The following is a 23,265-nucleotide window of genomic DNA, read 5'->3' as shown; positions in this document are numbered from 1 at the left end:
CCGTTTCGCGCTCTCCGATGGGGTGGAACCAAGTTCCGGCCGCGGAGTTTCCTTCCTATGAGGGAGAGTTCGAGCTCGGGGGCGATCGTGCCTGCTACCGTGAAGGGGCGCGCGATAAAGGTGCTGCATGTAGACTTGCGGCGTCTCAGCGACCTCCATGCCTTTGAAATCCCTGTAAGCAGCGCCGTCACTTCGGGTTTCAATCACATCTGTGTCGGTCCCGTTTTCGATCTCGGACCGGGGGGAGATCCTCTCCTTGTCTCCGATCACGGCCGCTCGATTGCGAACCTGAACTCCGCTGGCGCGCCGTCAGTTCTGATCAAGGGCTTGCGTCAGATCTGCGAAAAGGCTGGTCTTGCACTGTTCGTGGACATAGTCCTCGACCGCGTCGCCCTGGGGGGGGCGTCGGCAAAGGCGCTGGCCGGCCTCTATGACGGCTTGCCTGGCCTCAATCCGCTCGATCCCCGGCTCGATCGTCGCATCGCGACATCCGCCATGCTGCGCAGTGGCGCTGAGGAAGCTGCGGCCGACTGGTGGGCGGAGCTTTTGTCCGAATTGGTGACCGCAGGCGCCCAGGGGTTTCGTCTTCTTGGTCTCGACGGTCTGCCGCCGCATGCGCTGGGCCGTATCCTTCATCGCGTCCGGACGACAACGGCGTGTGCTTTCTGGGGATGGACGCCGGGATTGCCCTGGCCCCGGCATGTCGAACTCGTCGGAGCGGACCTCTCCGCCGTGTTCGCCTCGACCTCCTGGTGGGACGGTCGGGCCGCCTGGTTCGTCGAGGAATACGAATCGCTGCGACGGATCGCGCCCGTGCTGGGCGTCGCCGGCGTGCCGTTCGATACGGAGCCGCACGCCGCAACCGCCCGGTCGCTGATGCTGGCAGCCGCCACAGCCGATGGCCTTTTGGTGCCGGAGGGGATGGGCCATTGCGAGGCGCTGCAACAAGCCGCCGCGTTGGCGGAGACCATCGTCTCGAAGGGCCTTTCCGGCGGCCTGCGGTCGCTCACCAGTCCTGCGGAGCCCGTGTCTGTCCTGTTGAGGACGGACGCGGCGGACGCTCGCAGTGCGCGCCGAGGTGCAGCCATCGCCATGAACAACGATCTGTTGCGTGCACGCGCGCTGCCCTTCGATATCGCGATCCTGCCCCCGGCAGCAGGGGGTGCGCTGCGTGTGGCAGAACCCGATTCGCGCGCCAGCCTGGAACCGGGAGAGATTCGCGTGCTCGACGTAACACCGACCCGGCCCGTGCGCAGTGGCAAGAAGCCGGGCAAACGCGAAGTGAATGTCGCGGCAGCGCAGTCGCCCGTCGTCATCGAGCGGGTGACTCCCACGGTGAATGGCGGTGTGTTCCCCGCCAAGCACATCGTCGGAAAGCCGCTGGTGATCGAGGCCGATATTTTCGCCGACGGACACGACCTGCTGGGCGCCGAAGTCCTGTGGTGGTCGGCCGACGACGACCAGCGCAAGGCCGTCCAGCTGACCCATATCGCCAACGATCGCTGGCGCGCCACGGTGACGCCGAACCGGATCGGACGGCATTACTTTTCGGTCGAGGCCTGGCGTGACGAGTATGGCAGCCTGTCGCACGGCCTCGAGGTGAAGCATCGCGCCGGCATCGATGTTGCCGTCGAGCTTAGCGAGGTTGCTCTCTTTCTCGAGGGACTGGTCAAGGAGCCGGGAATCAAGGCGCTGCTGGCCGAGGCCAAGGCGGCGGAACCGGCCACTGCTGTCGCCCTTCTCACGTCGGCAGCCTCTCGCGCAGTCGTCGCGGCTGCCGCCGAACGCCGATTCCGCCTCGACGCGGGCCCCTTCCCGGTGGATGTCGAGCGGCCGCAGGCCGGTTTTGCCTCCTGGTACGAGTTGTTCCCGCGATCGCTGACGGACGATCCGAAGCGGCACGGCACGTTCGACGATGTGATCGACGCTCTGCCGCGCGTGCGCGCGATGGGCTTCGACGTGCTCTATTTCCCGCCCATCCATCCGATCGGCAAGGTCAACCGCAAGGGGCGCAACAATACCCTGACGCCGGGGCCGGATGACGTCGGCAGCCCCTACGCGATCGGCGGCGAGGGTGGCGGGCACGACGCCATCCATCGCCAGCTCGGCACGCCCGAAGACTTCCGTCGGCTGGTGGCGGCGGCCCGGGACCAAGGCCTCGAGATCGCCCTCGACTTCGCCATCCAGTGCTCGCTCGACCATCCGTGGCTGCGCGAGCATCCGGAGTGGTTCCGGCGGCGGCCGGACGGCACCATCAAGTACGCCGAGAATCCGCCGAAGAAGTACGAAGACATCGTCAATGTCGACTTCTACGCCGACGGCGCGGTGCCGTCGCTCTGGCTGGCGCTGCGCGACGTCGTCCGGCACTGGGTGGACGAAGGGGTCCGCATCTTCCGGGTCGACAACCCGCACACCAAGCCTTTGCCGTTCTGGCAGTGGATGATCGACGACATCCGCGGCCGGCATCCCGACGTGATGTTCCTGTCGGAGGCCTTCACCCGGCCGAAGATGATGTATCGCCTGGCCAAGGTCGGTTTCTCCCAGTCCTACACCTACTTCACCTGGCGCAACGGCAAGCAGGAGATCATCGACTACCTGCGCGAGCTGACGACGACCGAGGTCGCCGACTATTTCCGGCCGCACTTCTTCGTCAATACGCCCGACATCAACCCGATCTTCCTGCAGAATTCCGGCCGTGCCGGTTTCCTGATCCGTGCCGCGCTGGCAGCCACGCTCTCGGGACTGTGGGGCGTCTATTCCGGCTTCGAACTCTGTGAAGCGGCAGCTCTGCCGGGCCGCGAGGAATACCTCGATTCGGAGAAGTACGAGATCCGGCCGCGTGACTTCGCGGCGCCTGGCAACATCGTGGCGGAGATCACGATGCTGAACCGGCTGCGCCGGTCGCACCCTGCGCTGCAAAGCCATCTCGGCGTCACCTTCTACAATGCCGGCAACGACCAGATGCTGGTCTACGGCAAGCGTGCGCCGGGCGCCGAAGACATGGTCCTCGTCGCAATCAGCCTGGATCCCCATCATGCCCAGGAGACAGGTTTCGAGATCCCGCTGTGGGAATGGAAGCTGCCGGACGACGGCGCCATCGAGGTCGAGGATCTCGTACGCGGCGACCGCTTCGCCTGGCACGGCAAAAACCAGCATCTCCGCCTCGATCCATCCGTCGTGCCCTTTGCCATCTGGCGCCTGTCGCCCCGGAGCGCCGCATGAACGCCCCCGTCGCCGATACTCCCGCAACACTGCCGGTCGCGACCGATCCGCAATGGTACAAGGACGCGATCATCTACCAGCTGCATGTGAAGTCGTTCTTCGATTCGAACAACGACGGCATCGGTGATTTTCCCGGCCTCATCTCGCGGCTTTCGTACATCGCCGATCTGGGCGTCAACACGATCTGGCTGCTGCCGTTCTATCCGTCGCCGCGCCGCGACGACGGCTATGATATTGCCGAGTACACGGCGGTGCATCCCGAGTACGGTACGCTCGACGACGTCAAGCGGCTGATCGAAGAGGCGCATAAGCTAGGCATCCGCGTCATCACCGAGCTGGTCATCAACCACACTTCCGACCAGCATGCCTGGTTCCAGCGCGCGCGCCTCGCGCCACCGGGCTCGCCCGAGCGCGACTTCTATGTGTGGTCCGACAGCGACCAGAAGTACGCGGGTACCCGCGTCATCTTCATCGACTCGCTTCGCTCGAACTGGACCTGGGATCCGGAAGCCAAGGCCTATTACTGGCATCGCTTCTACGCGCACCAGCCCGATCTCAACTTCGACAATCCGGCGGTGCTCGAGGCGGTGCTGGGGGTGATGCAATTCTGGCTCGACATGGGCATCGATGGTCTGCGGCTCGATGCGGTGCCCTACCTGGTCGAGCGCGAGGGCACGAACAACGAGAACCTGCCCGAGACACATCGGGTGCTGAAGCGGATCCGCGCCGAGATCGACAGGGCCTATCCCGGACGCATGCTGCTCGCCGAGGCCAATCAATGGCCCGAGGACACCAAGGAGTATTTCGGCCAGGGCGACGAATGCCATATGGCGTTCCACTTCCCGCTGATGCCGCGCATGTACATGGCGCTTGCTCGCGAGGACCGTTTCCCGATCACCGACATCATGCGCCAGACGCCGCAGATTCCCGACAACTGCCAGTGGGCGATCTTCCTGCGCAATCACGACGAGCTGACGCTCGAGATGGTGACGGACTCGGAACGCGACTATCTGTGGGAGACCTATGCGACGGATCGCCGGGCGCGGCTGAACCTCGGCATTCGCCGTCGCCTCGCACCGCTGCTGGAGCGCGACCGCCGGCGCATCGAGCTGATGAACTGCCTGCTGCTGTCGATGCCCGGCGCGCCGGTCATCTACTATGGCGACGAGATCGGCATGGGCGACAACATCCGTCTCGGCGATCGCGACGGTGTGCGCACGCCGATGCAGTGGTCGCCCGACCGCAATGGCGGCTTCTCGCGCGCCGATCCGGCCGCGCTCGCGCTGCCGGCCATCATGGACGCGCTCTACGGCTACGAGACGGTCAACGTCGAGGCACAGACGCGCGATGTTCATTCGATCCTGCACTGGATGCGGAAGATGATCGCCGTACGGCGTACCCATGCCGCGTTCGGCCGGGGCACCTTGCGGTTCCTCTATCCGAAGAACCGCAAGGTGCTGGCCTATCTGCGCGAACTCGACGGCGAGGTGATTCTCTGCGTCGCCAACGTCTCGCGCACGCCCCAGGCGGTGGAACTCGATCTTTCCGAATTCGCGGGGCGGGTGCCCGTCGAGCTCAACGGTGGCTCGCTATTCCCGCCCGTCGGTCAACTGACGTATCTCCTGACATTGCCTCCTTACGGATTCTATTGGTTCATCCTGGCCAGCGAGACCGATGCGCCGTCGTGGCACACGCCCGCCCCCGAACCCTTGCCGGACTACATCACCGTCGTGCTGCGTGATTCCCTCGCCGACGGGGTGGGCGCCTCGGCGGCGATGCTGGAGCGCGAGTCGCTGCCGCCGTATCTCGCCAAGCGTCGCTGGTTCGGCGCCAAGGACAAGGCGTTCAAATCGTCCCGCTTCGCCTATCTGGCGCGGCTGCCCGCTGGCGGTGCTCGCGATCTGCTGCTGAGCGAGGTCGAGGTAGTAGCGGGCGACGAGACGAGCCGCTGGCTGCTGCCGCTCTCCGTGAGTTGGGAAGACGAGCAGGCGGCGGCCTTGCCCTCGCAGCTCGCACTCGCGCGCGTGCGCCGCGGCCGCCGGATCGGCTTGCTCACCGACGCCTTCGCCGTACCGGAGTTTGCACGCGAGGTGCTGGCTGCGATGGCGTCGGGCGTCACGCTGCAGGCGCCGGAAGGCCGGATCGTCTTCGAGGCCATACCGGACAAGGTGGAGCTGCTGCAGCGTCCGGCCGATGCGCAGGTCGTCTGGTTGACGGCCGAGCAATCCAACAGCTCGCTGATCGTCGACGAAGCGGTGATGCTGAAGATATTCCGCCGCATCCAGCCGGGGGAGCATCCCGAGGCCGAGATGAGCCGTTATCTGACCAGCCAAAGCTTCGCCAATGCGCCGGCGCTGCTGGGCGAAGTCACCCGCGTTTCGCCCGATGGCGAACGGCATGCGCTGGCGGTGGCGCAGGCCTTTGTTCGCAACCAGGGTGATGCCTGGACCTGGACGCTGAACCAGTTCAACCGCGCGCTCGACAATCTTGCGAGCCGCGAGGCCACGGCCGAGTCGCGCGACGACGATATGGAGGACTACCATGCCTTCGCCGGCACGATTGGCCGCCAGCTCGGAGCGATGCACCAGGTGCTGGCGCGACCGACCTCCGACGAAGCCTTCTCGCCACGTCTGGCGAACGCGGACGACGTCGCCGCCTGGACCGAACGGGCGACAGGTCTGCTTGCGCGGGCGATTGATGCGGTTGCAAGCATCAAGAGCTGGGACAATGAGGCGGCGGCGGCAGATGCGGAACGATTGATCGGCCGGCGCGAGGCATTGACGGCCCTGCTGCAGCAGCTCGCGCAAAGCGGCCTCGACTCGATCGTGTCGCGCATCCATGGCGACTTCCACCTGGGCCAGGTGCTGATTGCCAGCGCCGACGCCTACATCATCGACTTCGAGGGCGAGCCGGCGCGGCCCATGCAAGAGCGGCGGCGCAAGGCGAGTCCCATGCGCGATGTCGCGGGCCTCCTGCGGTCGCTCGACTACGCGGCCGCGGCGACCCTCGATCCGAAGAACCTGATCGTCAATCGTGTCCCGCCAGCGCGCCGGCTCACGCTGGTAACCCGCCTGCGCAGGGGGGCACAGCGTGCCTTCCTCGCGAGCTATCGCGAAGTGGCGGTCGGGCTGCCGGGGATGGACCGCGGCGAGCTGCTCGATTTCTTCCTGGCTGAGAAGGCGGCCTACGAGATCTGCTACGAGGCGGCGAACCGGCCGGCCTGGGTGCCGATCCCGCTGTCCGGCCTGTCTCGCCTGGCCGCGCGGCTGCTGCGGGAGACGACGCCGCAGGAGAACGCATGAACGCGGTGACCCGAGGAGGCAGGCTCGACCGCGCCACGGCGGAAGCACTGGAGTCATGCCGTCCGCTGGATCCGTTCGCCATTCTGGGTCCGCATGAGGACAAGGCGGGCCGGATCGTCCGTGTCTTCGTCCCGGGTGCGGAGGCCGTCGAGGTGATCGGCCGGGACAATGGCACGTCCTGGGGCACGCTGACGCCGGGTACCGGGGCTGGCCTGTTCGAAGGACCGATCGAGCGATCCGGTGCATATCTCTTGCGAATCCGTTGGCCGGGCGCCGTGCAGGAAACGGAGGATGCCTACGCCTTCGGGCCGGTCCTGGGCGATCTGGACCTCCACCTTTTCAACGAGGGCCGTCACTTCGAATTGGCCGAGGCGCTGGGCGCCAATGTCGCCTCGATGGAGGGCGTCGACGGCGTCCGCTTCGCGGTCTGGGCGCCGAATGCCCAGCGAGTCGCGGTGATCGGCGATTTCAATTCCTGGGACAGGCGCCGCCATCCGATGCGCCTGCGTCCCTCGGCGGGGGTGTGGGAGATCTTCATCCCGCGCCTCGGCGCCGGAACGCGCTACAAGTTCGACATCGTGGGACCAGGCGGCGTGCGCCTGCCCGAGAAGGCCGACCCCGTCGCACAGCAGGCGGAGCTGGCGCCGGCCACGGCGTCCGTCGTTGCCGCGCCGGCCGCCGGCCTGCACTGGAGCGATGCGGCCTGGATGGCCGGCCGCGCCGAGCGCCAGTCGGCGACGGCCGCAATCTCCATCTACGAAGTCCATGCCGGCTCGTGGATGCGCCAGAAAGCCGGCGCGGGGGCAGGGGAGCGTCCGCTGTGGGACTTCCTGGCGGAGCGCCTGATTCCCTACGTGAAGGAAATGGGCTTCACCCATGTCGAGCTGCTGCCGGTGACGGAGCATCCGTTCGGCGGCTCCTGGGGGTATCAGCCGCTCGGGCTGTTCGCGCCCGCGGCAATATATGGGCCGCCGGACTCCTTCGCCCGCTTCGTCGATGCCGCGCATCGCGCCGGCGTCGGCGTGTTGCTGGACTGGGTGCCGGCTCATTTCCCGACCGATAGCCATGGGTTGGCACGCTTCGATGGCACTGCGCTTTACGAGCATCTCGATCCGCGCGAGGGCTACCATCACGACTGGAATACCTACATCTACAATTTCGGACGGCGCGAGGTTCAGGGCTTCCTGATCGCGAGCGCTCTGCACTGGCTGGAGCGCTTCCACGTCGACGGACTGAGGGTCGATGCCGTGGCTTCGATGCTCTACCGCGACTACAGCCGGCCGGCCGACGCATGGATCCCCAATATCCATGGAGGCCGCGAGAATCTCGAGGCGATCGGGTTCCTGCGTCACCTCAACGCCGTGGTCGCCGAGCGTTGCCCCGGCGCGATCATGGTCGCTGAGGAGTCGACTGCCTGGCCGGGCGTTTCGGCGCCATTGCCGGACGGGCTCGGCTTCTCGTTCAAATGGAACATGGGCTGGATGCATGACACGCTGCAGTACATCGAGCACGAGCCCATTTATCGCGCCTATCATCACGACCAACTCACGTTCGGGCTGGTCTATGCTTTCTCGGAACGGTTCGTGCTTCCGATCTCCCACGACGAAGTCGTGCACGGGAAGGGTTCGCTGCTGGGCAAGATGCCCGGCGACCGCTGGCAGCGCTTTGCCAACCTCCGCGCCTATTTCGGTTTCATGTGGACGCATCCCGGCAAGAAGCTCCTGTTCATGGGCAGCGAGATCGCGCAGGTGCGCGAATGGAACCATGACGATGAGATCGACTGGCACCTGCTCGATGACGGGGCCCACGCCGGCATCCAGCGGCTCGTGCGCGATCTCAACCGTCTCTATGCGGCGGAGCCTTCGCTGCATGCATCCGACAGCGATCCGTCGGGCTTTGCCTGGATCGTGGGCGACGACCGCGCTAACTCGGTCTTTGCCTTCTTCCGCACGTCCAGGTCGGGTGCGCCCCTCCTGGTCGTCTGCAACATGACGCCGGTCCCACGGCACGGCTATCGCATCGGCGTGTCGAGGCCCGGTCGCTGGCGCGAGGTGGCGAACACGGATTCGCGTTTCTATGGCGGCAGCGATCTGGGGAATGACGGTGCCGTCCAGGCCGTGGACCGCCCGTCCCATGGGCAGTCCTATTCGGTTCAGCTCACCCTGCCGCCCCTTGCGACGGTGATCCTGCGCAGCGAGGACTAGGATGGCGACGTCTCCCTGGCCGGATCGGCTGCTGGCGGGCTCGTCCTATCCGCTCGGTGCGACCTGGGATGGATTGGGGACCAACTTCGCGGTCTTTTCGGCACATGCAACCCGGATCGAGCTGTGCCTGTTCGATCCCTCCGGTCGACGTCAGATCGCACGCTTCGACCTGCCGGAATGCACGGATGAGGTCTGGCACGGTTACCTGCCGAACGCGCGTGCGGGCCTCGTCTACGGCTATCGCGCCCACGGTCCCTACGAGCCGCAGGCGGGGCACCGATTCAATCCGCACAAGCTCTTGCTCGATCCCTATGCGCGGCGGCTGACCGGCGAGATGCGGAACGCCGATGCGCTCTACGGCTATCGAATCAACTCGCCGCGCGCCGACCTGTCGTTCGACCGTCGGGACAGCGCGCCGGGCGTCATGAAGGCGGTGGTTGCAGACGAGAGCTTCAACTGGGCCGACGACCGGCCACCCTCGGTCCCGTGGTCCGACACGGTGATCTACGAAGTGCACGTTCGTGGACTGAGCATGCTGCGGCACGACCTGCGGCCCAACGAGCGGGGGACTTTCGCGGCCTTGGGCGATCCGGTGTTCATCGATCACCTGCGCCGGCTGGGTGTGACGACGGTCGAGTTGCTACCGATCCACGCCTTCGTTCAGGACCGCTCCCTGCTCGAGAAGGGGCTGCGCAACTACTGGGGCTACAACAGCATCGGTTTCTTCGCCCCCGAGCCGCGATACCTGTCCGACGGCACGCTCGACGAGTTGCGCATCGCGGTGCGGCGTCTGCATGCGGCGGGCCTCGAGCTGATCCTCGACGTCGTCTACAACCACACGGCGGAAGGCAGCGAGTTGGGGCCGACCCTGTCCTTCCGCGGCCTTGACAATGCCAGCTACTACCGGCTGCTTCCGGACAATCCGCGGCACTGCATCAACGACACCGGCACGGGCAATACGCTCAACCTGTCGACACCGCGCGTGCTGCAGATGGTCATGGACTCGCTGCGCTACTGGGTGACAGCGTTCCATGTCGACGGCTTCCGCTTCGATCTCGGCGTGACCCTCGGCCGCGAGGCGCACGGCTTCGATCCGGGCTCGGGGTTCTTCGACGCAATCCGCCAGGATCCGGTGCTGCAGAAGGTCAAGCTGATCTCCGAGCCCTGGGACATCGGGCCGGGCGGCTACCAGCTCGGCAATCATCCGCCGGGCTTCTCGGAGTGGAACGACCGGTTCCGCGACGGCCTCAGGCGCTACTGGCGCGGCGATCCGGGCCAGCGGGCGGATTTCGCCGCTCGCCTCGCGGGATCCAGCGACCTCTTCGACCGGCGCCATCGGCGTCCCTGGGCCTCGATCAACTATGCAGCCTCGCACGACGGTTTCACCTTGCTGGACACGGTGAGCTATGCCGAGCGTCATAACGAGGCGAACGGCGAGGACAACAAGGACGGGCACGGCGAAAACTATTCGGCCAACTGGGGGGAGGAGGGGCCGACCGCGGATCCCGCCATCCTCGACACGCGGCAACGACTGCAGCGGGCCATGCTCGCAACGCTGTTCCTCGCCCAGGGGACACCGATGCTGCTGGGCGGCGACGAATTCGGTCGCACCCAGCACGGCAACAACAACGCCTATTGCCAGGACAACGAGACGTCGTGGATCGACTGGAACCTGCTCGAGAAGCCGGAGGGCAAGAGCCTCGCAGCCTTCGTCGCACGCGTTGCGGCATTGCGCCATCGTCATCCCGTGCTTCGATCACCGTACTTCCTCCACGGCAGGGAATTTCCGGCCGAAGGCGTGCCCGACATCTCATGGTTCGACGCTTCGGGCGAAATCATCTCGGCCGAGTCCTGGAACAATGCCGAGGATCGCTGCCTCGCCCTGCGGCGGGTTGGGCCCAATGACGACGGCTCGGTCACCATGTTGACCGCCTTCTTCAATTCGGGAACGTCCGACTGCCACTTTCTTTTGCCGGAACCGCACTGGCGCACGCGCATTGTGCTGGACAGCGCCGCGCCTGATGGGCCGGAGCGTGATCTTGAAGGAGTGGAAATCGTGGTCGCACCGCGCAGCGTCGTGCTGGCGCTGGCCACGAGGACGAAGGAATGAAGAAGCAGCAGTTCATGCAGGATCTGTCGTACGGCGCGTCGCCCCTGCTCTCGGGTGCGGCGCGTTTCCGGTTCTGGGCGCCGGCGCAGACCCATGTAAGCGTCGAAGTCGAAGGTGTTGCTCCGGTACCCATGCGGGCGATCGGCGATGGATGGTTCGAGGCCGAGGTTTCCTGCGGGCCAGGAGCGCAGTATTTCTACCGTCTGGGCAACGGTCTGGCGGTACCCGATCCTGCTTCGCGCGCGCAAGCGGACGATGTGCACGGGCCGAGCCTCGTGATCGATCCGCACACGTACGACTGGCGCCACGCCGGATGGGCCGGACGGCCGTGGCACGAAACGGTACTCTACGAGCTGCACGTCGGGGCGTTCGGTGGCTTTGCCGGTGTCCAGGCTGCTCTGCCGATCCTGGCTGACCTTGGCGTCACGGCCGTCGAGCTGATGCCGATCCATGATTTTCCGGGGATGCGAAACTGGGGCTACGACGGTGTGCTTCCATATGCACCCGACTCCCGTTATGGCACGCCCGACGAGCTGAAGGCGCTGATCGATTCAGCCCACGGACTGGGGCTGATGATGTTCCTCGATGTCGTCTACAACCACTTCGGTCCCGACGGGAACTATCTCTCCGCCTATGCGCCGCAGTTCTTCCGCGACGATATCGCGACCCCGTGGGGCGCGGCGATCGACTTCCGCCGCCCCGAGGTGCGCCGGTACTTCACCGAGAACGCGCTCTACTGGCTGAACGAATACCGTTTCGACGGACTGCGCTTCGATGCCGTGCATGCCATCTCGGAGGCCGACTGGCTGGACGAGATGGCGGCCGAAGTGCGCCGATCGGTGGAGCCCGGTCGCCACGTGCATCTCGTCCTGGAGCACGATGGCAACGTGGCCGATCACCTGCGCCGCGACTTCGATGCGCAGTGGAACGACGACGCGCACCATGTCCTGCATGCGCTGCTGACCGGCGAGAAAGACGGCTACTATGCCGACTACGCCGACAAGCCGGCCGGGCGTCTCGCGCGCGCGCTCGCCGAGGGATTCGTCTACCAGGGCGATCCCTCTGCGTATCGCAACGGCGAGACGCGTGGGACGCCCAGCAGCGATCTTCCCCCCACATCCTTCGTCCTTTTCCTTCAGAACCACGATCAGATTGGTAACCGGCCGTTCGGTGACCGCCTAACGGAGCGTGTCGAACCGGATCTACTGGAGGCAGCGATCGCGCTGCAGCTCCTCTGCCCGCACGTGCCGATGATCTTCATGGGCGAGGAGGACGCGGCCACCTCACCATTTCTCTACTTCACCGATCACGCGGGCGATCTCGCAGAAGCGGTCCGCGAGGGACGCCGCCGCGAGTTCGCGGGCTTCAAAGGCTTCGCGCCAGGAGAGGGAACTTCGAGTATTCCCGATCCCAATGAACCGGCGACGTTCGAACGAAGCCGGCTCGTACCGGACGCCGAACGTGGGACCGGGCGGCATCGTCTCTACCGCGAACTCCTGGGCATTCGCCGCGAGTGGCTCGTGCCCAGGCTCGAAGGCGCCGGATCACTGGGCGCATCGTCCGTCGAGCCGTCGACCGTCGTGGCTCGCTGGCGACTGGGCGACGGTGCGACGCTGGTTCTGGCCAGCAATCTCGGGCGCGAGCTGGCGCAAATCGAGCGCGTGAACGGCGACCTCCTGTACGAGTCGCGTCCCGGAGCAGCAGATGCGGCGCGCGGCGGCCGGATTTCCGGTGCCACGACGGTCGCGCTGATGGTACCGGCTTCGTGAGCAACGAGGAGATCCGCGGGCTCGCCCGCGCAGCCGGCCTCGCCGAGACCTGGACGGATGCGCTGGGCATCCCTCAACAGGTATCGATCGATTCCCTCCGCCGGATCCTGGATGCCCTTGGCCTTTCTACTGCCACCTCCGGGGACATCGAGGAGAGTTGGCAGAAACTCGGTCCCGCCAACACCTTGCCACCGATTGTCACGATGAAGGCCGGCAGCCGGCTCACGCTTCCGGCCCGCGCCGGCGGCGCTGCCCGTGGTCAGATCACCTATGAGGATGGCAGCGTCGCGACGCTCAGATTTTCGATGCGCGGCGAAAAGCTCCTGGGCCCGACACTCAACAGGGTCGGCTATCACCGACTGGAGTTCGGCGAACGTCATGTGACGGTTGCGGTCGCTCCGCCGCGTTGTCTGACGATAGAAGATCGCGCTCAAGGCAAGCATCTCTGGGGTGTTGCGGCCCAGATCTACAGCCTGCGCCGGCCCGGCGATGGTGGCATTGGCGATGCGACCGCCGTGCGCCACCTCGTCGAGGGCGCGGCGCGTCATGGCGCGGATGCCGTCGCGCTCAGTCCGGTGCACAGCCTCTTCGCCGCCGATCCCGGCCGCTACGGACCCTATTCGCCCTCGAGCCGCCTCTTCTTCAATCCGCTGTTCGCCGACCCCGAGATCGTTTTCGGACCGGAGCGGGTGGCCCAGCATCGTCGCGATGGCGAGGGACTGGAACACGTAGCCCTGATCGACTGGCGACCGGCGGCCCAGGCTAAGCTTGCCTTGATGCGTCGACTCCTCGATGACTTCGAGGCTCGGGACCTGGCGAGAGGCACCGAGTTATCGAAGGCTTTCGACGGGTTCGTGCGCGAGGGCGGCGAGCTGCTGCAGGGCCACGCGCTCTTCGAGGCGCTGCACGGCAAGTGGTCGGGGAGCGAGCCCGCGCTCGGTTTCTGGCGGGATTGGCCGACTGCCTTCCGCCACGGCCTCACGCGGCCCGATGATCCTGAAATGGGCGCCTTCCGGGCGGCCGAGGCTTCCACGATCCGTTTTCACCTGTTCCTTCAGTGGCTCGCGGCGCGTTCGTTCGAAGCGGCGCAAGAGGCGGCCGTTGGCGTGGGCATGAAGATCGGCCTGATCAGCGACCTCGCCATAGGCATGGATCGCGCCGGCAGCCATGCCTGGTCCCGGCAAAGCGATCTGCTGCTGGGGCTGAACATCGGCGCCCCGCCCGACGAGTTCAATCGCGCGGGACAGGACTGGGGCCTGTCGAGTTTCTCGCCACGGGCACTCGTCGCAACGGGCTTCGATCCGTTCCTTTCGACGCTGCGGGCTGCCATGCGATACGCTGGCGGCGTCCGCATCGATCACATCATGGGGCTGCGGCGACTGTGGCTGGTGCCGGAGGGTGCGTCGCCTGCTGACGGCGCCTATCTCGATTACCCGTTGGATGATTTCCTGCGCCTGCTCGCTCTCGAGTCACACCGGCACGGCGCGGTGGTGATCGGAGAAGATCTCGGCACGGTTCCGCGTGGCTTCCGCCGCCGCCTCGCCGAGGCGGGCATCGCCGGTATGGACGTGATGTGGTTCGAGCGAAACCGCGGGAGTTTCCGAACGCCTGGCCGCTGGCGGCGTCACGCGGTGTCGATGACGACCACTCACGACCTTCCGACCGTTGCCGGTTGGTGGCGCGGCAGCGACATCGAAGTCAGGGGTGCGCTCGGCCTGTCAGCCCCCGGCGAGGCCAAGGAGCGGCAGAGCGACCGGCGTCGCCTGTGGCAGGCATTCACGGCTGCTGGAACCGCCCAAGGTCCGCCGCCGGCGCCGGACGATCCTGCGCCCGCCGTCGACGCGGCGCTGGGATTCGTCGCCAGTTCGCCGGCACCGCTCATGATCGCGCCGTTGGAGGATCTTCTGGGACTCACCGACCAGCCCAACCTGCCCGGTACGATCGATCAGCATCCCAACTGGCGACGACGGCTCGATCCGCCGGCCGCGAAGCTTTTCGACGATCCCGCTGTCGCCCGTCGCGCTGCGACCATCGTCGCGCGCCGCCCATGATCCCGCGCGCCACGTTGCGGCTGCAGTTCCACCGCGGCTTCGGCTTCGCCGAAGGTGCGGCCCATGCCGACTACTTCGCCAGATTGGGCATCAGCCATGTCTACGCTTCCCCGATCGCCGTCGCGCGGCCGGGTTCACTGCACGGCTACGACGTGCTCGATCCGACGGCGGTCAACCCGGAGCTTGGTGGGGAGGAGGGGCTGCTCTCGCTCACCAGGGCCCTGCGCGCCGTCGGTGTCGGCCTGATCCTCGACGTCGTGCCTAACCACATGGCGGCCGATACCCGCAACCGGTGGTGGCGCGACGTTCTGCGCCGGGGCCGCGCGAGCCGGCATGCCGAATGGTTCGATATTGATTGGGAGACGACGGAAGGGCCGGCAAAAATCCTCCTGCCGGTTCTCGGGCGTCCTCTCTCGGAGGTCATCGAGGCCGGCGAGCTGTCTGTCGTGCGCGACGACCGAGGTCGGCCGGAGCTGCGCTACTTCGAAAACGCCTTCCCGCTTTGCGACGGCGGTGCGGAAGGGCGTGGCAGTCTCGCAAACCTTCTTGCCCGTCAGCACTATCGGCTGGCTTCCTGGCGGGTGGCGGGAGACCGCATCAACTGGCGGCGCTTCTTCGACATCAACGAACTGGTCTGCCTGCGCATGGAGCAGCCGGAAGCATTCGAGGCCGTCCACGCGCTGCCGCTGCGGCTCTATGCCGAGGGCGTGGTGGACGGCCTCCGCATCGACCATGTCGACGGGCTTACGGATCCGGCCGGCTATTGCCGCCAACTGCGCGAACGGCTCGATCTGCTGGCGAGGGAGCATGGGCGACCCCGCGCCTGGCTTGTCGTCGAGAAGATCCTGTTGAAGGGCGAGACGCTGCCGAAGGACTGGGGCTGCGACGGCACGACGGGCTACGACTTCATGGATGAGGTAAGCGCGCTCCAGCACGATCCGGCCGGAGAGGCGACTCTCACGAAAAGCTGGACGCGCGTCAGTCGCCGCCCCGCAGGATTTGCGGACGAAGAGCTCATGGCGCGACGCGAGATCGTTGCGCGGAGCTTCTCTGCGCAGCTCGAAGCCTGCGGGACGTCCTGGCAAGCGATCGTGGCAGACCTCATTCCGCGGCCCACCCTGCGGCGGTTGCTGACCGAGTTCCTCGCCCACGTGCCGGTCTATCGTACATACGGAGCTGGCAAGCTGCTCTCCGACCACGATTCGGAGATCTTGCGCGAGGTGGCAGGGAAGGTCGCGAAGAGCTGCCTCGCCACCGACCGTTGGGCGGTCGAGCCCCTGCTCGAGGCGATGCTGACGCCGGACTCCAAGCGAGGCTCGTGGCCGCGCGCCATGGCGCGTTTCCAGCAGCTCAGCGCGCCGGTCGCCGCCAAGTCGGTCGAGGATACCGGCTTCTATCGGTATGGACGGCTTCTCTCGCGCAACGATGTCGGCTTCGACATCGAGACTTTTGCGCTCGACGCCGATGCTTTCCATGCACGCATGGAACGGCGCCGGGCCGACTATCCGCATACGATGCTGGCGACCGCCACCCACGATCACAAGCGCGGGGAGGATGTTCGAGCGCGGCTCGCGGTGGTGAGTGAGCTGGCGGCCGAGTGGGCGGGTCTCGTGTCGCACTGGATCGATCCAACGTCGTCGCTCGTGTCCCCGGGCGACCAGGCAATGCTGCTGCAAATGATCGTTGGCGCCTGGCCTCTCGATCTCGACCGGGGCGACGAGGCGGGTCGTAGAGCGTTCGCCGAGCGTCTGTGCGGCTGGCAGCAGAAGGCGTTGCGTGAGGCCAAGCTGGAGAGCGACTGGGCGGCGGTCAACGAACCCTATGAAGAGGCTGCTCGGACCTTCACGATGCGACTCGTGGCAGAAGCCGCCATGCCCGACCTCCTGGACGATCTTCTGGCGTTCGTGCGCCGCATCGCGCCTGCCGGCGCCGTGAACGGCCTGGCGCAATGCCTGCTCAAGCTCACGGTGCCGGGCGTACCGGACCTGTACCAGGGCGCCGACCTCTGGGACTTCAGCCTCGTCGATCCCGACAACCGCCGGCCGGTCGATTTCGCCGCGCGTGCCACGATGCAGGACGCGCCCTTGCCCGAGCTGATGACGCACTGGCGCGACGGCCGTATCAAGCAGGCGCTGATCCGGCGCACCCTTTCCCTGCGCCGGCGCGCACCTCGCCTGTTCGCGGAGGGCCGCTACCGTGCGGTCGAAGTCGAGGGGCCGTCGCGCGATTCGGTCGTCGCCTTCCTGCGGCAGACTGGCGAAGAGTGGCTGTTGGTCGCCGTCCCGCGGGTCGTCGCGCCGATGATGCCGGAGGAGGGTAATCTCGCCTTTCGACCGGATGCGTGGTCGGGCACCTCACTCAGGCTCGCGGGCGACTTCCCCAAACAAGTGCATGATATACTTCGCGGTCGCAGCATGGAGCTGTCGCCGCAACCCGGTCTCGGCGTTCTTTGGAACGAGAGCCCGGTAGCGCTCCTCTCGTCCGTTTCGCCAGGATAGACGTCTGTTGATAACCCGTCTGGTGAGCGCATCCCAACGCGTGTAAGGGCGATGACACTCGCGGCGGCGTGGAACGCAGACACGCAGCTCGACGCACGGGAGCCGGGGAGGGGCCACCTTGAGCGGGGGCACGCCCAAAGCGGATATCCGACAGCAGCGACCATGACCTCACGGTGCGTAGGTAGCCCAACATGGTCAGCCGGAGTGGCGCCCGGCCCGCGAGATCTTTCTTCGTTCTGCTAGAATGTCGGCGGCGTGCAGGCGCTCACGATCACCGCCGGCCTGGCCGTCGCATTCCTGAAGCGATGGGGCTCGGCGCTCTTGAAGTAGTAGGCGTCGCCCGCGTTGAGGATGTGAAGCGTCGAGCCGATCGTGAGCTCGATGCGGCCCGAGATCACGAAGCCGGCTTCCTCGCCCTCGTGGCGCAGCATGATCTTTCCCGTGTCGGCGCCCGGCTGATAGGTTTCGTAAAGAAGTTGAAGGGCGCGACCGGACAGGTCCTTGCCGATCTGCCGGAACGATATGCCGCCCCGGCCGATCTCCGTGAGGCTGCCGGCCTTGAAGACCTTCTCCTCGCTCGCTTTCTCGTCGATCGCGAAGAAGTCGGAGAGCGGCATGGCGATCGCGTCCAGGATCCGCTTGAGCGCGCTGACCGACGGGTTGATCCGGTCGCTCTCGATCAGGGACACGGTGGCGTTGCCGACACCGGCCTTCTTGGCCAGAGCGCGCTGGGAGAGCCCGGCCCGCTGGCGTGCGATCTTCAGTCTCTCGCCGGTGGTGATGTCCATGGTGCTTACTGTGTTCAGTATAGTGAACGGAAAGGGTCGTTTGTGCGCAAATTACCGTAAAATGCGCCGTCGGCAGATATCATCTTGTTCTGGATAGAAAGCGGTCCAGTATAGGGCTCCAGATTTCAGAGGAGTATGGGGATGTCGTCGAACAGCGCGCCTGCCGCGAACAACCTTGAAGCGTTCTTCATGCCGTTCACCGCGAACCGGCAGTTCAAGCAGAACCCGCGCATGCTGGCCCGGGCGAAGGGGGTTCACTACTGGACTCCGGAAGGCCGCAAGGTCATCGACGGCACCGCCGGCCTGTGGTGCGTCAATGCCGGCCACGGCCGTGAGGAGATCAAGGCGGCGATCGCCAAGCAGCTCGACGAAATGGATTATGCGCCGTCGTTCCAGATGGGCCATCCCAAGGCGTTCGAGCTGGCCGCGCGGCACGCCGCCCTGCTGCCGGGCGACCTGAACCATGCCTTCTACTGCAACTCCGGCTCCGAGGCGGTCGACAGCGCGCTGAAGATCGCGCTGGCCTATCACCGCGCCAACGGCCAGGGCACGCGCACCCGCTTCATCGGCCGCGAGCGCGGCTATCACGGCGTCGGCTTTGGTGGCATCTCGGTCGGCGGCATGGTGAACAATCGCAAGTGGTTCGGCGCGATGCTGCCGGGGGTCGATCACCTGCCGCACACGCACCTGCCGGAGAACGCCTTCTCGAAAGGCGAGCCGGAAAACGGCGCACACCTGGCCGATGCCCTCGAGGGCATCGTGGGCCTGCATGATGCGTCCAACATCGCGGCTGTGATCGTCGAGCCGTGCGCCGGCTCGACGGGCTTCCTGCCGCCACCGAAGGGCTACCTGAAGCGCCTGCGCGAAATCTGCGACAAGCACGGCATCCTGCTGATCTTCGACGAGGTGATCACCGGCTTCGGCCGCCTCGGCACCAGCTTCGCCGCCGAGAAGTTCGGCGTGATCCCCGACCTGATGACGGTGGCCAAGGGCATCTCCAATGCCACAGTGCCGATGGGTGGCGTGTTCGTGCGCAAGCACGTGTTCGACGGGCTGATGAACGGCCCGGAGAACGCCATCGACCTGTTCCATGGCTACACCTATTCGGCGCACCCGCTCGCCTGTGCGGCGGCGTCGGCGGTGCTGGACATCTATCGCGACGAGGAGCTGTTCGCGCGGGCGGCCGAACTGTCGCCTTACTGGGAGGAGGGCATCCACTCGCTGAAGGGGCTGCCCAACGTCACCGACATCCGCAATCTCGGCATGGCCTGCGGCATCGATCTGGCGCCGGAGGGCGCGGTCGGCACGCGCGGCTACAAGGCCTTCGTCAAGGCGTTCGATCTGGGGCTCATGGTTCGCCAGTCCGGCGACGCCATCGCCATGTCGCCGCCGCTGGTCATCGAGAAGGCGCAGATCGACGAGATCGTCGAGATCACCGCCAAGACCATCAAGGCCGTCGCCTAGAGTTTCTGTTAACCATTCCTGAAAGAAGCCGGCGGCCATTCCTGGTTGCCGGCTTTTTCATGCCCGCGCGACAGCGCCGACGCGGCCTGCAGGCCCGTGATCGGTTCTTCCGAATGTCAGATACCCGACGCTTCTTCCGGCAATTCAAGAGTTGCCGGCCGATGACGACTACGGCGGATGAAAAGCGGGCGCCAACCCCGACAGATTGATCGCCTATATGGTGCGTGTAGAGATGACGGGCCGCGACCGATAGTGTATCAAACTGGTGGGTGGAGTACGGATATGGCCATCAAGAACAACGACGATGTCGCCCATCTCCTGAGTGCAACGGGCCGTACTGGCACGCCCTATCGCGAGTTCGACAGCACGACGGATCAAATGTCGGCACCCTTGATAGATGCCATTTTCGGCAAGGATCCGCCCTCGTCCGGGCGGGAGGAAATTCCACTCGCGGTCGGGGCGACATCGGGCAACGATTTGCTGGCTGACGTCTTCGACCGCTCGCCGGGCTTCGGGGAGCCGAGGGTCGCCGACCGCAGCGCATGGCGGGACGAAGCCTTCCAGCATGCCGCGGGAGCGGGGCGGTCCCCTCTGCCGGCCGCAAGCGGAGGGCACAGGACATTGGCCGACATTCGTCGCATCATCAGCCAGCCGGTCGGCCAGGCGGCACCGCCGCCTGCGCCCGGTGGCCTGAATGGACTCTTCGACCGACTGGCACGTTAATGTCGGTCGTCTGCTTTTGTTCGCCCAAGGGCGGTGTAGGCAAGACCTCTCTCAGCATCAACGTCGCGGGCGTGCTGGCCCGCTCCGGCCTGCGGGTGCTCGTGGTCGATCTCGACGTCCAGAATTCGATGCGCCTGCATGCTGGGATCCAGCTTGCCGACGATCGTGGCTGGGCGCACTGCCTGGTCTATGGGCGTTCGGTTCGCGAGGGTGTGCTGCCGGGCGGCGCCAATCTCCTCGTCCTGCCGTTCGGGCAGGTCACCGCGGCGCAGCTTCATGCCGTATCGGATTACCTGGCGCGCAACGAGAACTGGTTCGCGAACACGATTGCCCCCTTCATCGAGCGCGGCTTCGTCGTGGTCGTCGATACGCCGCCGGGCCCCTCGGTCTTCCTCGATCAGACGCGTCCGGTCTCGACCCTCGACATCGTCGTCCTGCAGGCCGACGCCACCTCGGTATCGCTGCTTTCGACGGTCGAATCGCAGAATTTCCTGGGGCGTGCGCCTGAGGGCGTGCAGCGCCAGGTGCGATACGTCTTCAACCTCGTCGATATGCGACGCAAGCTGACGCGTGACGTAGTCGCCCTGCTGCGGCGCCGGCTGGGGCAGGCAATGCTCGGCATCGTGAACTACGACGACAGCTTCGGCGAAGCCGTGGCGCACCAGCAGCTCGTGGTCGATCGCGCGCCGACGAGCAAGGCGGCGGCCGATGTGCGCGGCCTGGCCGCGTCGGTGCAAGGGCTGCTCCTCGACGGCATGGAACCCGGACGGCCATGACCTCATCCAGCATTGTCGAGCCGACCCAGAACCGGCGCGTTCCGCTCGCCACGAGGCTCTTCTACCTGTTCGTCGCGATCGTGGCGCTCGGGCCGGCGGCCTTCGTCATCATCACGCCTTTCGATCTGCAGACGCAGGCAATCTTCGCGGTCTTCACGGCCTTCATCTTCCTGATCGTGAACCGCTTCAAGAGCCGCATGGCCACCTTGATTATCGTCGTGCTGTCGGCCCTCGTGTCGACCCGTTACCTGTGGTGGAGAACGACCGAGACGCTGGGCTTCGTCGATCCGTTCGACATGATGTTCGGCTACGGCCTCTTTGCGGCCGAGGTCTACGCCTGGATCGTGCTGATGATCGGCTACTTCCAGGTCCTGTGGCCCCTCGAGCGCCAGCCGGCGCCGCTGCCCGCCGACGTCCAGGAATGGCCGACGGTCGACGTCTACATCCCCACCTACAACGAGAGTCTCGACGTCGTTAAGCCGACTGTGCTGGCGGCGATGGTCATGGATTACCCGGCCGACAAGTTCAAGGTTTACATCCTCGACGACGGGCGCCGGCCGGAGTTCAAGCGTTTCGCGGAGGAGGCGGGCTGCGGCTATCTGATCCGGCCCAGCAACGAGCACGCCAAGGCCGGCAACATCAACCATGCGCTGACGATCACCAAGGGCAAGCTGATCGCCATCTTCGACTGCGACCACATTCCGACGCGGGCGTTCCTGCAGATGACCGTCGGCTGGTTCCTGCGCGACCGCAAGCTCGGCATGCTGCAGACGCCACATCATTTCTATTCGCCCGACCCGTTCGAGCGAAACCTCGGCACCTTCGGCCGGGTGCCCAACGAAGGCCAGCTCTTCTACGGCCTGATCCAGCCGGGCAACGACTTCTGGAACGCGACCTTCTTCTGCGGCTCGTGCGCGGTGCTGAGCCGCGAAGCGCTTGACGAGGTGGGCGGCATCGCCGTCGAGACGGTGACCGAGGACGCCCATACTTCCCTGCGCATGCACCGCAAGGGCTGGAACACGGCCTATTTGCGCTGGCCGCTGGCCGCCGGCCTGGCGACCGAGCGGCTTTCGATCCATATCGGCCAGCGCATGCGCTGGGCGCGCGGCATGATCCAGATCTTCCGCACCGACAATCCGCTGCTCGGGCGCGGCCTGAGCTTCGGTCAGCGCATCTGCTACCTCAATGCGATGATGTACTTCCTGTTCCCGGTGCCGCGCTTCGTCTTCCTGACGGCGCCGGTGGCCTATCTGGTGACATCCCAGAATATCATCGTGGCGAGCGCATTGATGGTCATGGCCTATGCCGGGCCGCACTTGTTCCATACCCTGGCCACGCAATCGCGGCTCGACGGGCGGTACCGCTATTCCTTCTGGGGCGAGATCTACGACAACGTCCTGCTGTTCCACATCATGGGGCCGACGCTCCTGGCTCTCATCAATCCCAAGGCCGGCAGCTTCAACGTCACCAGCAAGGGCGGCGTGCTGGAGCAGGAACTCTACGATACGCCCATCATGCGGCCGCTGATGATCCTCGCGGTGGTGCTGATGGCGGCGATCGGCGTCGGCTTCTATCGTCTTCTTTTCACCGAGCTGTTTCCGGGCGATGCGCCGGTGCTCTGGATGAACCTGTTCTGGTGTTTCTACAGCGCCTTCACCGTTGTCGCGGCCCTCGCGGTCGGTCGCGAGAGGCGGCAGGTGAGGGCCCAGCCGCGCGTCCGTGTCCGGCAACCGATCGCACTCTATTTCGACGGCAGGCGCTCGCTGATGGGAAGGACCGAGGATATTTCCCTCGGCGGCGGCCTGCTGCGGATGGACGATCTCGCGACCGACGTGACGGTGAACGAAGAGGTCGTGATCAACTTCGAGCAGATCGAGGACATCTCCGCCGTTCCGGCCCGGGTCGTTGCCGTCAAGGGTCGCGAAGTGCGTCTCGAGTTCATGCCGACGAATCTCGAGGAAGAGCGGACGATCGTCAGTGCCGTGTTCGGCCGCGCCGACGCCTGGCTCAACTGGGATGACCGGCCGCCGGACACCGTCGGCAAGTCACTGATCGATCTCTCGGGTGCCATTCGCGGCCTGGTCGGCATGGCGGCGCGCAATGTCCGCCGGTCCCGGGAGCCCGTCCAGCAACCGCTACCGGCGGCGCCGAGGCCGACGTGAGGTCGGCAGCGATCCGTCGCGCCGCGATGGTTCTGGCACTCACGATCGTCGCGCCCGCCGCGGCGCAACAGGACCTCGGCCCGCGGTCCGGGGCGGGCTCGCTGCCCATGACGTTCTTTCCGCCGCAGGCAAACAGCCCGGCTGTCCAGCTCACGCAACCCACCCAGCTCACGCCGAAGTTCGAATTGCCGTCCAG

The 23,265-nt window shown here is 65.9% G+C and carries 12 protein-coding genes; 11 read left to right on the top strand and 1 reads right to left on the bottom strand.

The annotated features are described in order from the left end of the window. Positions 1-366 precede the first annotated feature (366 nt). From EPO41_RS23470 to treY, 7 genes are read left to right on the top strand one after another with little or no spacing between them, the layout of a single operon-like run. Positions 367-3,222 (top strand): alpha-1,4-glucan--maltose-1-phosphate maltosyltransferase, encoded by a 2,856-nt coding sequence (locus EPO41_RS23470; RefSeq protein ID WP_296330595.1) that lies wholly within the window; start codon positions 367-369, stop codon positions 3,220-3,222. Then, positions 3,219-6,524, top strand: coding sequence for a maltose alpha-D-glucosyltransferase (gene treS / locus EPO41_RS23465; protein WP_296330592.1), 3,306 nt, complete (start codon positions 3,219-3,221; stop codon positions 6,522-6,524). Before EPO41_RS23470 ends, treS begins: the two co-directional genes overlap by 4 nt. Continuing rightward, the gene (glgB, locus tag EPO41_RS23460) at positions 6,521-8,728 is read left to right on the top strand and encodes a 1,4-alpha-glucan branching protein GlgB (protein ID WP_296330589.1); all 2,208 of its coding nucleotides are present in this window, start codon (positions 6,521-6,523) and stop codon (positions 8,726-8,728) included. The genes treS and glgB overlap by 4 nt, the downstream gene beginning before the upstream one ends. Position 8,729: 1 nt before the next feature. Further along, positions 8,730-10,838, top strand: a complete 2,109-nt coding sequence (gene glgX / locus EPO41_RS23455) for a glycogen debranching protein GlgX (protein ID WP_296330586.1) — start codon at positions 8,730-8,732, stop codon at positions 10,836-10,838. After that, positions 10,835-12,607 carry a malto-oligosyltrehalose trehalohydrolase gene (gene treZ, locus EPO41_RS23450; protein WP_296330582.1) on the top strand — a complete coding sequence of 591 codons (1,773 nt, stop codon included), beginning with the start codon at positions 10,835-10,837 and terminating at the stop codon, positions 12,605-12,607. The genes glgX and treZ overlap by 4 nt, the downstream gene beginning before the upstream one ends. Continuing rightward, on the top strand, positions 12,604-14,658 hold the full coding sequence (gene malQ / locus EPO41_RS23445; protein WP_296330579.1) for a 4-alpha-glucanotransferase: 2,055 nt from the start codon (positions 12,604-12,606) through the stop codon (positions 14,656-14,658). Before treZ ends, malQ begins: the two co-directional genes overlap by 4 nt. Further along, positions 14,655-17,156 carry a malto-oligosyltrehalose synthase gene (gene treY / locus EPO41_RS23440; protein ID WP_296330576.1) on the top strand — a complete coding sequence of 834 codons (2,502 nt, stop codon included), beginning with the start codon at positions 14,655-14,657 and terminating at the stop codon, positions 17,154-17,156. The genes malQ and treY overlap by 4 nt, the downstream gene beginning before the upstream one ends. Positions 17,157-17,395: 239 nt before the next feature. Here treY and EPO41_RS23435 read toward each other — a convergent pair whose 3' ends face one another. After that, complete coding sequence (locus EPO41_RS23435; RefSeq protein ID WP_296330573.1) at positions 17,396-17,944, bottom strand: cupin domain-containing protein; 549 nt, start codon at positions 17,942-17,944, stop codon at positions 17,396-17,398. Between the two features lie 141 nt (positions 17,945-18,085). Between EPO41_RS23435 and EPO41_RS23430 the strand changes: the two genes are divergently transcribed. The 4 genes from EPO41_RS23430 (at position 18,086) to bcsA (ending at position 23,069) form a co-directional block, all read left to right on the top strand. Continuing rightward, positions 18,086-19,408, top strand: a complete 1,323-nt coding sequence (locus EPO41_RS23430) for an aspartate aminotransferase family protein (RefSeq protein WP_296330570.1) — start codon at positions 18,086-18,088, stop codon at positions 19,406-19,408. A gap of 282 nt (positions 19,409-19,690) precedes the next feature. Continuing rightward, the gene (locus tag EPO41_RS23425; protein ID WP_296330567.1) at positions 19,691-20,131 is read left to right on the top strand and encodes a hypothetical protein; all 441 of its coding nucleotides are present in this window, start codon (positions 19,691-19,693) and stop codon (positions 20,129-20,131) included. Beyond that, entirely contained in the window at positions 20,131-20,907 is a 777-nt protein-coding gene (locus tag EPO41_RS23420; RefSeq protein ID WP_296330565.1) for a cellulose synthase operon protein YhjQ/BcsQ, read from the top strand. Before EPO41_RS23425 ends, EPO41_RS23420 begins: the two co-directional genes overlap by 1 nt. Next, positions 20,904-23,069 (top strand): UDP-forming cellulose synthase catalytic subunit, encoded by a 2,166-nt coding sequence (gene bcsA / locus EPO41_RS23415; RefSeq protein ID WP_296330561.1) that lies wholly within the window; start codon positions 20,904-20,906, stop codon positions 23,067-23,069. The genes EPO41_RS23420 and bcsA overlap by 4 nt, the downstream gene beginning before the upstream one ends. The last annotated feature ends 196 nt before the right edge of the window (positions 23,070-23,265 follow it).

Source organism: Reyranella sp., from assembly GCF_004297265.1.
Lineage (GTDB): Bacteria > Pseudomonadota > Alphaproteobacteria > Reyranellales > Reyranellaceae > Reyranella.
This window is presented reverse-complemented; position numbering and strand designations above follow the sequence as displayed.